The 15662-nt window shown below is 59.9% G+C and carries 15 protein-coding genes; 9 read left to right on the forward strand and 6 right to left on the reverse strand.

Annotated features, from left to right (window positions below; translation table 11 throughout):
• Positions 1-165 precede the first annotated feature (165 nt).
• Genes ACP7B9_RS14975 through ACP7B9_RS14985 form a run of 3 tightly spaced genes read right to left on the reverse strand, consistent with a single transcriptional unit; the run spans position 166 to position 2175 of the window.
• Positions 166-627 carry a hypothetical protein gene (locus ACP7B9_RS14975; RefSeq protein ID WP_425864641.1) on the reverse strand — a complete coding sequence of 154 codons (462 nt, stop codon included), beginning with the start codon at positions 625-627 and terminating at the stop codon, positions 166-168.
• Entirely contained in the window at positions 620-1504 is an 885-nt protein-coding gene (locus tag ACP7B9_RS14980; protein WP_425864679.1) for a TIGR01777 family oxidoreductase, read from the reverse strand. The genes ACP7B9_RS14975 and ACP7B9_RS14980 overlap by 8 nt, the downstream gene beginning before the upstream one ends.
• 5 nt (positions 1505-1509) lie before the next feature.
• Entirely contained in the window at positions 1510-2175 is a 666-nt protein-coding gene (locus ACP7B9_RS14985; RefSeq protein ID WP_425864642.1) for a TetR family transcriptional regulator, read from the reverse strand.
• 86 nt (positions 2176-2261) lie between these two features.
• Between ACP7B9_RS14985 and ACP7B9_RS14990 the strand changes: the two genes are divergently transcribed.
• The 9 genes from ACP7B9_RS14990 to tcuA all read left to right on the forward strand — a co-directional run bounded on the left by ACP7B9_RS14990 (position 2262) and on the right by tcuA (position 9902).
• Positions 2262-2816 (forward strand): GNAT family N-acetyltransferase, encoded by a 555-nt coding sequence (locus ACP7B9_RS14990; RefSeq protein WP_425864644.1) that lies wholly within the window; start codon positions 2262-2264, stop codon positions 2814-2816.
• Positions 2817-2851: 35 nt separating this feature from the next.
• Positions 2852-3388 (forward strand): hypothetical protein, encoded by a 537-nt coding sequence (locus tag ACP7B9_RS14995; protein ID WP_425864646.1) that lies wholly within the window; start codon positions 2852-2854, stop codon positions 3386-3388.
• Positions 3389-3477: 89 nt separating this feature from the next.
• Complete coding sequence (locus ACP7B9_RS15000) at positions 3478-4146, forward strand: GNAT family N-acetyltransferase (RefSeq protein WP_425864648.1); 669 nt, start codon at positions 3478-3480, stop codon at positions 4144-4146.
• A 165-nt stretch (positions 4147-4311) separates the two neighbouring features.
• Positions 4312-4968, forward strand: coding sequence for a GntR family transcriptional regulator (locus tag ACP7B9_RS15005; protein WP_425864650.1), 657 nt, complete (start codon positions 4312-4314; stop codon positions 4966-4968).
• Between the two features lie 165 nt (positions 4969-5133).
• Complete coding sequence (locus tag ACP7B9_RS15010; protein ID WP_425864652.1) at positions 5134-5883, forward strand: amino acid ABC transporter ATP-binding protein; 750 nt, start codon at positions 5134-5136, stop codon at positions 5881-5883.
• Positions 5884-5944: 61 nt separating this feature from the next.
• Complete coding sequence (locus tag ACP7B9_RS15015) at positions 5945-6811, forward strand: glutamate ABC transporter substrate-binding protein (protein ID WP_425864654.1); 867 nt, start codon at positions 5945-5947, stop codon at positions 6809-6811.
• A gap of 8 nt (positions 6812-6819) precedes the next feature.
• The gene (locus ACP7B9_RS15020) at positions 6820-7464 is read left to right on the forward strand and encodes an amino acid ABC transporter permease (RefSeq protein WP_425864656.1); all 645 of its coding nucleotides are present in this window, start codon (positions 6820-6822) and stop codon (positions 7462-7464) included.
• On the forward strand, positions 7461-8318 hold the full coding sequence (locus ACP7B9_RS15025) for an amino acid ABC transporter permease (RefSeq protein ID WP_425864658.1): 858 nt from the start codon (positions 7461-7463) through the stop codon (positions 8316-8318). The genes ACP7B9_RS15020 and ACP7B9_RS15025 overlap by 4 nt, the downstream gene beginning before the upstream one ends.
• A gap of 87 nt (positions 8319-8405) precedes the next feature.
• Positions 8406-9902: an FAD-dependent tricarballylate dehydrogenase TcuA gene (tcuA, locus tag ACP7B9_RS15030; protein ID WP_425864659.1), complete on the forward strand. Its 1497-nt coding sequence runs from the start codon at positions 8406-8408 to the stop codon at positions 9900-9902.
• Positions 9903-10011: 109 nt separating this feature from the next.
• Here tcuA and ACP7B9_RS15035 read toward each other — a convergent pair whose 3' ends face one another.
• The 3 genes from ACP7B9_RS15035 to ACP7B9_RS15045 all read right to left on the reverse strand — a co-directional run bounded on the left by ACP7B9_RS15035 (position 10012) and on the right by ACP7B9_RS15045 (position 15458).
• The gene (locus ACP7B9_RS15035) at positions 10012-10641 is read right to left on the reverse strand and encodes a CG0192-related protein (RefSeq protein ID WP_425864660.1); all 630 of its coding nucleotides are present in this window, start codon (positions 10639-10641) and stop codon (positions 10012-10014) included.
• Positions 10642-10681: 40 nt separating this feature from the next.
• Entirely contained in the window at positions 10682-13558 is a 2877-nt protein-coding gene (locus ACP7B9_RS15040; protein ID WP_425864662.1) for a hypothetical protein, read from the reverse strand.
• Between the two features lie 70 nt (positions 13559-13628).
• A complete protein-coding gene (locus tag ACP7B9_RS15045; protein WP_425864664.1) occupies positions 13629-15458 on the reverse strand; it encodes an HSP90 family protein in 1830 nt (609 codons plus the stop codon).
• Positions 15459-15662 lie beyond the last annotated feature (204 nt).

Raw genomic sequence — 15662 nt, forward strand, 5'->3', positions numbered from 1 at the left:
TCCTCCCCCAACGCCGCATCACTTTCCGGCTGTTTTTGACGGACGCTGCACCACTTTCAGGCGGTTCGATGCATGCTGAATTGATTGCTCGTCGGAACATCCTCACCCGGTCACTCTTGGCGCCCCAGATCGGTGAGCGCCCTTGCCCGTGCTCGCGGTGGACGATTACCGGCCGTAACGAACCACCATGGCTGGATCCGATTGCTTCACCAGAGCATTTTTCCGGGCAACCATCCTGATGACGCTGGCCCGGCCAATTGCGGTGCAGGCCGCGACACCGAGAATAATTGGCGTAAACGGCAGCACCGCTTGGACTCCCCCGAAAATCAACGCGAGAACCGCCGCAACTCCCCCAATTCCCACGGCGAAGCAAAGAACGTGGATCCATTGGTTGCGCACCTGCCGCAGCGGCCATGCAATCAAGAGGCACAACGGAAGTCCAACCACGACTGCCACAGGCAAGCCATACAGTAGTGAAATCGGAATCAGGTACCACCCGATACCTGTGTCGCCTCCGCCAAGAGAAGCCACAACTGAGAGTCCCACACAAAACAGCACGAAGGTGAGTAGCCATCCGATCAGTACGGCCGGGGCGCCATATTGCATGCGGAACTTCACCTCACTCATGAGAGCCGCCGGCAATGTCCGCGAGCGCCCCAGCCAATTCAGGATGCCGCCATTCAAAGCCAGCGTCTCGCAGTTTTCGCGAGGAGACCCAGCGGCTCTTCAGGACAAGTTCGGTCTCGGTTCGGATCATCACGGCGCCCAGCCTCAGCAACCATGCCGGCGTGGGCAGCCCGAACGGCGCCCGGTTCACCCGGCGGACGGCAGCCATGAGCTCGGTATTCGTCACCACCTCGGGTGCGGCGAGGTTCACCGGTCCGGTGATCTCCGGCCGACCATGAAGGAACAACACCGCACGGAACAAGTCGTCGACATGGATCCAGCTGTACCTCTGCCCGCCGTCGCCCATGTGCCCACCCAATCCCAGACGGGCCAGGTTATTGAACGGGCGCATCACACCGCCACCCGGACCCATGACAATCGTCATGCGCAACGGGATCTTTCGCGTCGCCGGCGTGGCCGCGGCAGCCAACGTCTCTTCCCATCCCCGCGCCACGTCAACGGAAAAGCCGGTGCCAAGTTCGCCGTCGTACTCATCTTGGGGACGGTCCCTGGCATCACGATAGATGGTCCCGGTGCTGGCATTGAACCAGTCGCGCGGCGGGCGGGCGCAAGCGGCGACGGCACGGGCCAATTCCGCGGTGGTCTCGAGCCGGGACCGGAAGATTTCCGCCTTGTTGGTGGTGGTGTAGCGGCACGAGACCGACTTTCCGGCCAGGTTGATGAGCAAATCCGCGCCCTCGAGCAACGCAGTTATGGCGGCCGTGTCACCCCAGACCGCATCCCCCGTGCGCCCCACCGTCTGCACCTGCCACCCGAGCTCGGCGAACTGGCGCCGAAAATGCTCACCAATAAATCCTGACGCCCCTGCAATGACCACCTTGTTCACGACTGCACCTTCTTCTTGAGCGCCAAGGCTTCCTCCACCATCGGCTTCACAACGGGCAGCCGCGAGAAGGAGATGAGCCTTGCGATCAGCGGTGCTGCACCATCGATCAGGGTGCGCGTACGGCGTTGATTGTCAGAGCGGTCGTAAACCCAGAACAACACCACGCCCATATACGCCAGCCAGAGAAGTTCCGGAAGTTGGGGGCGGAGAAATGGCGGGACCTTGGTGCCATCAATGACGTCACTGAAAATTCCGACGGCGTTCTCCCGGACTTGGCTTGATGCCTCACCGAAGGGGTTCGTGGCCGATTGCGGCGGGAGGGCGCTACTCATGAAGGCGCCGCCGAAGTCGTGGTACGGAGTCAGCGCGTCAACGCCAGAGTGCAGAGCGGCCTTGAGCCGGTCCGCCATTCCGGTGGCGCTCTCCAGCGCCAGCGATGCTGCTGCGCGTTGTTCGGTGACGGATTCCCGATATAGCTCCAGAACCAGTTCATCCTTGGATGCGAAGTAGTAATACGCACTGCCGAGTGAAACCCCAGCCTCGGTGGCGATGGCCCGCATGGTGGTTTTCGCGAAACCTTTACTGCGGAACATGCTGAGCGCCGTTGCGAGCACCAACGCCTTGGTTTGGGCACTCTTGCTGTCCATTGCCTTGCCAGCCATATCCATCCCCATCTTTTGAACGTGTTCAGTAATGAGTATTGCAGGCATTTTGAACATGTTCAAATATTTCTGACCGGGCATAATGGATGAATGAACTCAGCACCAACGGCCGGCTCCTGCACCGCGACGAAGAAGCAACAATGAGCGCCCCTCACATTCGGCCCATGAGCGAGAGTGACTGGGACACGGTGGAACGCATCTATTCCTTGGGAATTGCCACGGGTAATGCCACCTTTGAGGATCAGGCGCCTTCGAAATCCGCCTTCTTCGCGTCCAAGATCCCCGAATTGTGTCTTGTCGCAGAGGATGCCGACGGAACTGTCGCCGGATGGGCGGCTGCGTCATCGACCTCCAGCAGGGCCGCCTACCGCGGCGCTGTGGAACACTCCATCTACATTGATCCAAGCCAAGGCGGACGGGGCATTGCCAAACTCCTGCTTCAAGCCCTCATCGACGATGCTCGGACGCACGGCTATTGGACCATCCAGTCTGGGATCTTCGCCGAGAACACCGCCAGCCGGGCCCTCCACCTGAAAATGGGATTCCGCGAGATTGGCTACCGCGAACGGATTGCCCAGCTGAGTTCCGGACCGCGCGCCGGAGAATGGCAAGATACGTTCCTCTACGAAATCCGTCTCTAGCCGGATCGGCGAGTGGTTCAACGTAACCTAATACAGTGAACCAAGAACAAGACGAAGCCACCGTCACGTCCGGAAAGCGCCGCGTCCCAGATTCCACGCACCGCGCCGAAGCCTTGAAGGAGCGCATCTACGTCATCTTTACGGTGCTTGCCGTAACCATCGCCTTCGAACGCGACGCCTCGCATGCCACCGTGGGCGGCGCTGCGTTCACCATTGCGGTCACAGTACTGGGAACACTGTTGGCCGTATTTGTAGCAGACATCATCGCCCACATGGTGGCCCATAGTTCCCTCCCAACGCGGCGGGAACTGGCGCGTCTCCTTCATGTGTGCTTTGGATCCTTGAGTGTAATCGTGGTGCCAATGGCCGTTCTAGGCCTCTGCGCGATGGACTTGTTTGAGCTGAAAACGGCGCTTCGGACCATCACGATCACCCTGGTTGCCACACTGATTGTTGTCACGCTGATTGCCGTGCGGCGCCTCCCCGTCAGGAGCTTTCACAAGGTTCTGGTGCTGGCCATCGTGGCGGCCCTCGGTAGCGCAGTCCTTGCGATAGAGCTCGCCGTCCACTAACCGCGTCTGAGCAACACCGAACCGCTTCATGCTCAGCGGTGCCCGGTCACGAAGTACGTCCGCAGACGCCCTGCTAGTTAGAATTCAGGATGATCTCCGAAGCCGAGCTGTGGCCACCCTTTGAACTGCAACTCGCTACGCCCCGATTGCTCATGCGCCCCATTCGTGATGCGGACATTCCGGCCATGGTCCACGCTGCCTTGAGTGGAATCCACCCCGTGAACGCCATGCCCTTCTCCTACCCTTGGACAGAAGCCCCAGCTGACGAGCTCCCCGCCAATACAGCCCGCCACGTTTGGCGAACGCGTACCGAAATGACCAAGGACAGCTGGACCTTACAGCTGGGAATCTGGCATGACGACGAATTCATTGGCTGCCAGGATCTCGGTGCCAAGGATTTCAAGACCCTCAAGACTGTCGTGACCGGCTCTTGGCTTCGCCAGAGCGCGCAAGGGCACGGATTCGGGAAAGAAATGCGCGCTGCCGTGCTCAGTTACGCTTTCGATTGGCTGGGCGCTGAAGTCGCCGAAACCGATGCCGCGGTCTGGAATGCGGCATCCCTGGGTGTGTCAAAATCCCTGGGGTACGAACCCAACGGCGTCTTTCGGCACTCGTGGAAGCCGGATGAAGTGACCGATGTCCAGCAGTTACGGCTGACAACAACGAGCTTTAAGCGGCCCGATTGGACGCTATCGGTGATCGCAAGCGAAGCTACTGCCGCCCATCTCGGGATCGTGCATGTGAACACCGAAGACTAAGCTCTGTGTACTGTTGGATACAGACCCATTAGATGGGTATTCTTAGTGGCACTTGAAGTATTGCACCATTCCCAGAATCATCAACTGCCAGTCCGCACTCACGTCGCAGCTAGCTTTTGCAGCCCCTTGAACGGACATGAGCGCCTAGTCGGGAGATTCATGCCAATGTCACCAAATCTGATACGTCACGATGGAGATTCCATTTATCGTGAGCTTCGTGCGGAGATTCTTGCCGGCGCACTGCCTCCGGCAACACCGCTGAGGGAGGTCGCGATCAGTGAGCGCTTTGGTGTTTCGCGCACTCCTGTTCGCGATGCCCTCCGCCGACTCAAGCACGATCGACTGCTCGAACAGGGCGCCCGCGGACTACAGGTCCATCAGGCCACAGCCAAGGAAGCCATCCAGGTCTACGACGTGCGTATCCTTCTGGAACAAGAAGTAGCAGCTCAGGCGGCTACCTCTCGTGACATCACCGACGTGGTTCGCCTTGAGGGCCTGCTGGCACGCGACTTAGCCCTCATCAACCCCGACGACGCCACTCGAGCCTCGACTAACCTGGAATTTCACGCCGCGGTCTGGGCAGCCGCCCACAATCCGGTCTTGGAGGACCTTCTCCAACGACTCTCCACACACCTCATTCGCACACCTCACTCGACCCTGTCGGTTGGCGATCGTTGGACGGAGGCCCTGACTGAACACAGCCTTCTCGTTGACGCCATTTCAGCCAAGGATGAAGCTAGGGCCCGAGAGCTCTCCCGAGCACATATGGAAACCGCACGCACTCTTCGCCTCGGATTATTACGTGACTCCATGTCGCTCTAAAACTGGCGTAAAACCGGCGAATTAACCGCTTGCCGAACCCCTCAATAATCACTCAATGAGTCCTTCTGGATTAATTTTTCCCCTACTCCCCTTGCAGTGACTCACATCACCGTGTCACACTGTATTTCAATGTATACAGTCGTATCCAATCAAAGGAGATAGATCATGACAGCGATTACAGAAACCGACACCATCGTCGAGTTCCGCGGCGTTGGCAAACGCTTCGGCACGATGCAGGCACTGTCCAACATCAATCTGTCCGTTGAACGTGGCGAGGTCGTTGTTATCCTGGGTCCCTCCGGATCGGGAAAATCAACTCTGTGCCGCTGCATTAACCGCCTCGAGGTCATCGATGAGGGCGAGATTCTCATCGACGGCCATGTACAGCCACTTGAGGGCAAAGCGCTCTACAAGTTCCGTACCGAAGTGGGCATGGTCTTTCAGTCCTTCAACTTGTTCTCCCACAAGTCGATCCTCGACAACATCACCATGGCACCGCGCAAGATCCGCGGCATCGACAAGCACACCGCCGAGGCTCGTGCTCGCGAACTCCTCAAGCTCGTAGGGATCGAGAACAAGGCCGGCAGCCGGCCGTCCCAGTTATCCGGTGGACAGAAGCAGCGTGCAGCTATCGCCCGGGCCTTGGCCATGGAGCCGAAGGTTCTGCTCTTTGATGAGCCCACCTCGGCCCTTGATCCTGAATCAACGCAGGAAGTTCTCGCCACCATGAGGAGCCTGGCCCAGAACGGCACCACGATGGTGGTCGTCACGCATGAGATGTCCTTCGCCCGAGCATTCGCGGATCGCATCATCTTCATGGCCGAGGGACAGATCGTCGAAATGGCAGATCCCGAATCGTTCTTTACCAATCCCCAGAGCGAACGCGCCCAGGCGTTCCTTTCTTCAGTTCACTAATTACCCGCTCCCCCACCAACCACTCATTGATGCGACGAAGCATCACACAAGAGGAGTCCCAATGAAGCGCACTCGTTTACTCTCAGCTTTGGCCATCATGGCTACCCTCGCTTTTGGCATCACCGCATGTGGCAACGACGCTCCCGCAGCGACCGGCCCCGTCCAGACGTTCCCCGCCGGCAGCACCATGGCGAAGATCCAGGAGCGCGGCAAGGTCATCGTTGGCGTCAAGTTCGATCAGGCGTTGTTCGGTGTCAAGAACCCCGTCTCCGGCACCATGGAGGGCTTGGACATTGAAATGGCCAAGATCCTGGCCAAGGATCTCACCGGAAGCGCCGACAACATTGAATATGTAGAAGCCGTCACGAAGAACCGCGAAGCCTTTATTACGCAGAACAAAGTCGATGTAGTCATCGCTTCCTACGCCGTGACCGAGGCTCGCAAGAAGGTCGTCAGCTTCGCTGGACCGTACCTTGAGAGCAACGTCGCCCTTTTGGTGCGCAAGGATGACACCTCTGTCGAGAAGCCGGAGGATCTGTCCGGCAAGTCCGTCTGCTCGACCACAGGTGCCCGCGCCTCGCAGTTGATCGAGGAAGCCGTTCCGGACGCCAAGCTGGTGCTCTTCAGCACCTACAGCGAGTGCGCACAGGCTCTGAAAGACAAGCGCGTTGACGCCGTCACAACCACCGAGGCAATCCTCCTCGGTGTCCAGTCGCAGAACCCCGACTCGTTCCGCATTGCCAGCGGACACCTGGCCGACGCGGAAGAATTCGCCATCGGTTCAGCCAAGGACGACACCGTGTTCCATGATTACCTGGACGGCGTCCTCACCAAGGCCATTGCCGACGGCGAATGGCAGAAGGCGTATGACGCCACCATCGGCAAGGTCAAGCCGGGAACTGTTGTTCCCCCGAAGATCGTCCTCTAGGACCTCCCATGTCTTTCCTTTTCAATCACGCAGGCGACTTTGGCCAAGGTATTTTGCTTACCCTTGGACTGGTTGTGCTTGGCGGCCTCGGATCCCTGGTCCTGGGAACGCTCATTGCCGCCCTGAAGACCAGCCCGATTCGGGTTGGCAGGGCCGTCGCATCGGCCTACATCTTGGTATTCCGCAATGTCCCCTTGCCGGTGCAGATGGTGCTGTTCGTCTTTGGCCTCCCGCAGTTGGGAATCCAATTCTCGCTGTACGCTTCGGCAGCCATCGCCTTGGTTCTCTACACGGCACCGTTCGTGGCAGAGACCATCCGCGCCGGTCTGAACACGGTAGATCAAGGTGAACTGGAGGCCAGCCGAGCTCTCGGCTTCGCTCCCCTGACCTCGATGCGAATTCTGGTACTCCCGCAGGCTTTCGCTACCGTCATCCGACCGCTGGGCAACGTGTACATCACGATGCTCAAGAACACGTCCGTTGCCGCCTTGATCGGCGTCGCCGAACTGACGTTCCTCTCGGACAAGCTCGCCATTGACGAAGCGTCCCCGTTCCTGGTCTTTGCAGGAGCAGCAATTTGTTACCTGGTCATGGGCTTGGTTATCGGCCGGCTCATTGCAGCAATCGACAATAAGGTGGCGTTCAGCCGATGAGTAGAAAAACGCTTTTCGATCCCGCAGGACCTCGCACCAAGCGTCGTCACCTGGCCATTGAAATTGTGGCTGGCCTAGCACTAGCGGCACTCGCCTACCTCATGCTGGCAACGCTCACCAAGAAGGGTGTATTTAGCGCCAACGCGTGGGCACCGTTCAAGGAACTTGGACTCTGGAAACTGCTCGGCGAAGGACTGTGGAACAACATTGCCGCAGCACTCGTGGGCATGGTGCTCTCCCTCACCGTGGGTTGCATCCTCGCCTTTGGCCTGGTGTCAACGAAGTCTTGGCTCCGTCGCCTCAGCCGCATCTACACGGATGTCTTCAGCAGCATCCCGCTCTTGCTCCTGCTCTACTTCACATCCTTGGTCCTGCCAAACTACGGACTCAAATTGGGTGACTTCTGGTTCCTTGTCATTGCCCTGACCCTGTACAGCGGCGCCGTCATCGGTGATTTGATCCGCTCCGGTATCGTGGCCTTGCCGCCAGGACAGTCCGAAGCTGCTCTCGCTTTGGGTTTCTCCCACGTTGGAACTTTGATCCGGGTACTGCTGCCGCAGGCTTTGCGCTCCATGAGCCCGGCCTTGGTCAGCCAGCTCATCATCCTCTTCAAGGGAACGGCTCTGGCGTACGTCCTAGGTGGCTACATGGAACTCCTTCGATCAGCCACGGTCATCGGGCAGTACTACACCCAGTCACTCCTGCAGGCACAGTTCGTTGCAGCCATCGGCTTCCTGATCATCAACGTCCTCCTCGGAGCATTGGCAGATGCGCTCGAACGGCGACAGCGCAGGCTCGAAACCCAGGTTTCACCCATCGCCAGCATTCCCGCCATCTTGCTCGATAACCGCTAAGTAAACCTTTTCAAGGGATCCCCATCCCTTTCCGATTCAATGTATACATGCGAATACATTAGTATTCACGTCAAGAAATGAGACCCAATGACTACCCACAATGACGAACAGTCAACACAGTCCATCGACGCCGATGTCATCGTAGTAGGCGGAGGTAACGCGGCCTTCACCGCAGCCCATGCCGCGGCCAAGCGTGGCCGAAAAGTTCTCTTGCTGGAAAAGGCTCCTAAGGAACTGTTTGGTGGCAATAGCTTTTACACAGCAGGAGCCACTCGTATCCCTCACAACGGTCTCGCAGACCTGCAAAGCTTCATCGATGACGATGACCGGCACGCAGCAACCGAGGTGCCGCCCTATTCCGCAGCCGAATACACCTCAGACCTCGTCAAGGTGACAGAGGGCCGCAACGATCCGGAGCTCACAGCCGTATTGGTCGATGAAGCAGCCGATGGCCTGCGTTGGCTCAACACGCTGGGACTCAAGTACCGCCTGATGTACGAACGCCAGGCCTACAAGCGCCCCGATGGCACCTTCCTGTTCTGGGGCGGGCTGCATGTTGGCAACACCGGTGGCGGCGAGGGACTCATGGCCGATCATGTTCGTGTAGCCCAAGAACTTGGCACCGAGGTGCGATACGGTCAGGACGTCTTTGGCCTGATTCAAGAAGGCAACACCATCAAGGGCGTCAAGATCCGCCAGACCGACGGTACAGTTCAGGAAATCCGTGCTGAGTCCGTCATCCTCGCGGCCGGCGGTTTCGAGGCCAACGCAAAGATGCGTCAGGAAAACCTCGGAGAAGGCTGGGAAAACGCCAAGGTCCGTGGCACCCCGTTCAACACGGGTGAAATGATCACCGCAGCCCTGGAATCCGGCGCCGCCAAGGGCGGAGACTGGGGCACGTGCCACTCAGTTCAGTGGGACGCATTCACCGCCAATAACGAATCGAACCGGGAACTGACTAACCGGCTAACCCGCCAGAGCTACCCCCTGGGTGTCATCGTCAACCGCGACGGCAAGCGCTTCCTCGACGAGGGTGAAGACTTCCGCAACTACACCTATGCCAAGTACGGCAAGGTTATCCTGCAGCAGCCCGGATCCATTGCCTACCAGGTCTTCGACGCAACCCTGCGCCCGGCATTGCGCACAGAAGAATATGACATGCCCGGCATCTCCGTGGAGCAGGCTGACACGATCGAGGAACTGGCCGCCAAGATCAACGTCTCTCCCGAGGCCCTGGAGAAGACGATCAACGATTACAACACCTCGATCGACACCTCCATCACTTTGGATCCCACAGTGAAGGATGGCCGCCGTGCGGATACGGTACCCGTCAAGAGCAACTGGGCGACACCGCTCATCACCGCCCCGTTCTATGCCTACGGCGTTACCTGCGGCATCACGTTCACCTTCGGTGGTTTGAAGTCAGATACCCACGGCCGCGTCCTCAACGAAGGCGGAGAGTCCATCCCTGGACTGTTTGTCTGTGGTGAGATGCTCGGTGGCCTTTTCTCCACCAACTACCCCGGCGGCTCCGGGCTGGCCGCGGGTGTGGTCTTCGGTCGGCGCGCCGGAGCCCTAGCGTAAATAGCGCAGGACCTATGGGCGGTACCGAGGAAACCCTCAGTACCGCCCATTGTTGCACCCGTTGATTCCTCGCCGCCCGAGGAAATGGCGGCACTGCAAAATAGCGGCTCTAGGAAATAGCGGCCGAGGCGATGAGCACCGGTGAAGCTTGGCCATCCCAAACGGCCGTCAGCCCGTAACCTGCCGTCGGAACACCTGCCAGGTCCAGCTCACGCAGTACTCGGAGCTCAAGATTTCCTGCACTGATGGTGCTCACGCCGGCGACCGTCACGGTCTCGATGGCGCTGAAGGCCGGAACCGTCTCGAGCGGGACTCCCGTGGCAGCGATGGTGGCGGTCTCGGGCAGGACTGTTGTTTCGCCGTCGGACTCCTGGATCTGCACGGCCTGCGGGGCACCGGCAAGGACAGCGTCCGCAAGCGCGGCAACGTAGACGGGATCGCCCGTGGCGTCATACACCCAGCGGTCCCCCAAGACAGAGTGCTCCATGGTGCCGATCAGAAACGCCTCTGCACCTTCCAAAGGCGCTCCCCTGTACGTCAGGGGCACATGAAAAACGTTGCGGCCGGCACCAACAAGTTGAGTCTCAATACCCACCTCGCCCGCCGGATCATCGAATCGGAACGAACCAAGGCGAACCAGCTCCTCCTCGCTTGTCACAAACCAAGGCTGTTGGGGCAGCCAGACGGCGAGAAGTTCCATTTTTGAAGGGCGCAGCTGCGCAGCATAAACAATAGCCATGCCACCCAGTGTAGGGGCGGTGCTGCTTAAGCGAAGTGGATTACTGGCGTTTCCGCCCGGCCTCGGCTTCGGCGCGCACACTGGCGGCCTCAGCCGTCCTTCCAGCGGATTCCAGGCAATCGGCCAGCTGGTGCCGGATCACTTCCTGGCCCTGCAGGTCCTCGGCCAAGGAATCGATGACCTGCTTGTACAACGCGATGGCATCGTCATAGCGAGTCGCGTTGTCCAGCATGTGCGCCGCCTGGAGCAGCGCCCACGCAGTCTGCTGCTGCGCGCCGTCGAGCTTTTCAAAAGCGCTGGAACCCTGCAGGGCCTGCGCCACGGCACCGTCAACATCTCCGCTCCGGAAAAGATGGGTGGCCCGGATCAGGTAAATCTCCGCGCTCTGGAACGGGGAATCCACCTGCTGCGCCAGAGTCTTTGCCGCTTCGATAGCCTCCAGTGCGCCGGCATCATCGGCCATGCTCAAGGCCCCCGCCAACTGCATCTGGGCCGCGACGAGTGACTGCGGATCGATCTGTTGGTCCTCATCCGCCGACGTCAGCGCAGCAAGCGCGGCCCGCGAATGCTCCACGGCGGGTTCAAAATGTCCCGCCTCTTGATACGTGGCACCGATGGCCAGATGCAACTCAGCGACCCGAGAAACCTCGCCATTGGCCGTGAAATGTTGCAGGCCCATGGTCCACGCGCTCAAGGCACCGCCGAGTTCACCGGAGTTGCGCATGGCCGAACCGAGGAGATCGTATAGTTCGCCGCGATCATGATCGCCGATGTCAACGGCCGTACTCCGAAGCGTCTCGTCAATAAGTTCAATGGCTTCCTCATGGGAGCCGTACTCCACCAAATCCTGGGCCAGCGTGTAGCTCAGGCCAACCACAACAGGGGCCTCGGCGATGAGTGCCTGCTGAATGCCGAAGCGCAGCAGCGCGCGGAGTTCACCCGTGCGGCCCAGATCCATCAAGATCCCGGCGGAGAGCTGGATGGTCTGAAGTGCGGCATCACGGGCGCCAACGCTCAGCAGAAGTTCCGTTGCGGCGTCAGCATCCACCAACGCCTTTTCATTCTCACGCGTTTGAATATACACGCGTGAACGCATCGCCAGGAGGGAAGCCTTCCCCACCACCGATGTTTCCAGCTCAATGCCTTTCTCGAGCCATTCGCTGGCCCCGGCAGCGTCCTGCTCCTGGCCACACAGCTGCAGCATCAGGCCAGCATGTCTGGCCCGCGCACGGAGCAGAGCGTGTTCGGAGGAATGCCAGGGGCCTGCCTCCCAGACGGCAATGGCATTCTCCATGCCCTCAAGTGTGGCCCGTGCTGCCTCCAATTCACCGGTGCCGATCAGGATGCCACCAAGCACCGAGCTGAGCATGTACTGTGCTTCCGGGTGAGGTGACGGCGTATCCAGCTCACTGTTGATTAGCAGCAATTTGGCCTGATTTGTCTCCTCGCTTTCAGGCAAGGCGAGCAGCTCCGAGGCCCGTTCGGTCAGCCCAGCCATGACGTCATCCCCTGCCTCCCGCAAAGCTGCCGCTCGCAGCGCAACGGCTTCCCGCAAAGCAACAACATGGTCCTCGCCGGGCAGATGGGCGTGAATGCTGATGGCTGCATGGTGCAAAGCGGCGAGCTCTCGAGCGTCTTCGGTATTTGCCACACCCTGCGCATAGGCGGCAAGGGCGGCATCAAAATGACCCACTGAGCCCAGATCGAGTGCCCGGCTGCGCCATTCCTCGCTGGTCCGTGGTTCCTGTATTTGGCGCGGTGCCGTGCTGTGGAACGATTCGGCACTCAGCGGGAAGTCGTGGCTTTCCGAGATCATGGCTCTGCGGTTGGCGACATGCTGGGCATGCCAGTCATTGCCATTGCGCGCATCGAACTCTGCGGCCAACGCATCTGCGGCCGCCCAGCACATTGGCGCTAGTTGCGCTGCGCTAAGTACGCTTTCGCGCCGTCCAAAGAATGCATTGAGCAGGGCACTTTCGGATCCGCGGACAGGAACCTCGCCGTGCCCGGCCGCAATGACCTTCTCCAACAAAACTCCCAAGGCTGACAGGAAATTTAGGTGGCTGCGGTGGGCCAGCGGATCATGCGCCAGCCAGGCCAGATGCCGCTCAGCCATGGCCAATCCACGGGCCTCATTGCCCGTGACAGCGCAGAAGGCTACGTGGTTTGCGATGATGCCGATGTTGTCGGCATTGTCCCGGGCCTCACGGTAGCTGCGCATATGAAGCGAGAGTAGATCTTGGTGGTTCTCGCCGCGCAGCAGCGGCACAATGGCCTGAGAGATAGCATTCTCAGGCTCTTCCCCGCAGGTGAAGCCACCCTCCATGAGTGCAGTGAATTCCTTGAGCCCCAGCTCCACGGCACCTGTTCTGAAGTGATAATCCATGGCCACCGATCGGACACAGGCATCACAGTGGGAGTACTCGTCGCGGTCTGTGGCCGTGAGCTTGTCAAAGGCCTGGCGGGCTTCCTCGAGGTGCCCGTTGTGGAAGGCAGCCTCAAACCGGGCCATGGCCACACCGGAGAGCCCAAGGTTGGCACGCTGGTAGTGCTCCTCCATATCACCCAAGACGGCTTGGATCTGCTCCGTTGAGAACTGCGGATCGCCTCCCAGCACCCCCACCATCCACTTGAATTGCCACATGAGGTCGCTGCCGGCGTCGGGCTCGTTGGGAAACCTCACCGGGTCTTCGTCATGCTTGGCCAGGCACCAGGCAAAGTTCGTCAACAGCGCATCGGTGTCACCTGTCATCTGGGCGTTATTGCCCATAAGGAGGCGCACCCGGTACTCACCGGCCTCGTCGCCTTGCTCCTGGGCCAGACCCAAGGCCTTGTCCAAGACGGCGGAAAGCTCAGGTCCCCACATGGTTTCCGTTGCCTCATCGATCAGCTCTGAGAGCTCTTCGCTGGTATTCATTCCGTGGATCCCCTCACTACGCGCCTACGGCACGTCAAAACTTTTATGGCAGCAAAGCGCGTCAAACGGACTAGTGATTCAGGCTCAGCTGCACCAGGTCGCCCAACGACTCGCTGAGCAGGTTGCGCTGGGCAACACCCAGCGGCAGGTGCGCGGCCAGCATGGCCTGAACGTACAACAACTTGATAGTCCGGTTGAAGACTGCTTCATCGGTGCTCTTAGCCAGCGTGCGGATCAGCGAATTGTCCCAGTTGGCACACAGCGTTGCCTTGGCCAGCTGGCCGTTGATTTCGGTAGCTGCCCGTTGGGACTTCTCGGCCTTTGCCAAAACGTCATTCCACAACGAGCTGGCCACCCTGCGGGCGGCACTGCGCTGCATGCCCCGGAGCACGGCATCGTCGGCAAGGTACAGGGCAGAGACGTCGGAGGGCGCGAAACTGCGCACGCCAACCTTAACGTCGAAGGATACGAGAACGGCGCTGGCCCGCTGTTCAAATTCCAGCACGGCCGCCCGTTCGGCCAACGCCGGAACGGCCAGGGAATCCAGCAATGACGCCAGCTCAACCTTGTCAACGCTGACTCCCTCATAGAGGAACGGAAGGCGCCGAATAATCTCCGCGTCATACACATAGCCACCATTGACCACGGGGTCCTCAGCCGGCACAATGGCGGCGATCTGGCGGAACTCATCCAGCGATTCGGTGTAGCGAATGTGCTTCTGGTCCGCGACCAAGTCCGCGATACTCATCCGTCCGGCAGTTGTTTCAACGCTAAGCCAGCGGGTCAGGAACGAGGCAAGCTCGTCGTCGTGCGCTACCAGCGATTTCAGGCCGAGCTGGTGGATCGAGACAAATTCGGCCAGTTTGTGCGGCGCACTGATCCCCACGCGCATGATCCACGCCCGCAGCGCCGCGCCGAGTTCCTCGCGGGTCACCCCCAGGGATTCGTCAGCAACAAGGGATTCGCGTGAGGCCGTGGGCTTGAGCCCGTTCGAATCCACCACGGCACGCACAAAGAACGCCCACTCCGGCAGCAAATCCTGATTGCGTTCATCCACCAGCATGCCGCCCAGATATACGGCATGGGCGGCCCGGGCAGAGGGCGGCGGCGCATAGGGCAGGATGTAAGCGGTCCCCCGGGTTCCCGTGGAAGGCCCACCAAGTTCAATCACATCAAGCGGACGGGCGCCAAGTAGCTGCGTGCCCAACTCCAAAATCTCGTTCCGCTGCTCCCCGCGCGCTTCGCCCGTCAGGGCGAACACGGGTGCTCGATTGATGGCATCAAAGCCACCGGAATCATTCGCGATCAGGATGGGGACGGGCAGGTATTGCGCAAAACGTGTGGCCAGTTCGGTGACCTTCTTGTGGCTGCACCATTCGGCTTCATCGCCGCGGGGCCGCAGCCGCACGCTGGTTCCCACGGGAAGGTCGACGTCGTCGAGCACCGTCACGCTGAACGTCCCGGCCGCGGATCCCAGCCACCGAACGGCGCTCTCGCCGGCCTTGCGGGAGAGGACCTCGATCTCATCGGCGATCATGAAGCAGGAGAGCAGGCCGATGCCGAATTGCCCCAGCCTGTCCTCCCGCGGCAAATCAAAAATGTCACGCTTGGAGCTGCTGCCCACGGTAGCGAGCAGTTGGCCCATCTCGTCGGCGTTGAGCCCAACCCCATCATCGTCCAGACGGAATACCGGGTTCTCCGCGGTGATCGGGAAGATGCGGATCTCCCAGCGCCCGGGCCCCTCAAGCTCGTGCCGCGAAGCGATCGCATCGCGGCCGTTTTGAATCAGCTCGCGCAAGTACACCTGAGGCCCCGAATAAATGTGACGGCTCAACAGGTCCACGACGCCGTGCAGGTCAACTTGGAAAGGGCGGCTCTCGGAACCTACGGCGAAACTCATGGGAACCAGTCTATCGGCCGCCTCCCACACGTTCCCGCGGCCGCCCGCCGTCGAACGTCGAACGTACGGTAGATGCCGATGTTTTCGAGGCAAATTCATATGGTGGTTGCAACGCTCTGATAGATGGAGCGTTTCATGGTCAAGTTGTTTGCCCCGAACACCCGCACGGAGTTTGTTGATCTGGTGTGTGGTGGGGTGTCGATT

It is taken from the genome of Arthrobacter sp. TWP1-1 (assembly GCF_049897845.1).
Lineage (GTDB): Bacteria > Actinomycetota > Actinomycetes > Actinomycetales > Micrococcaceae > Specibacter.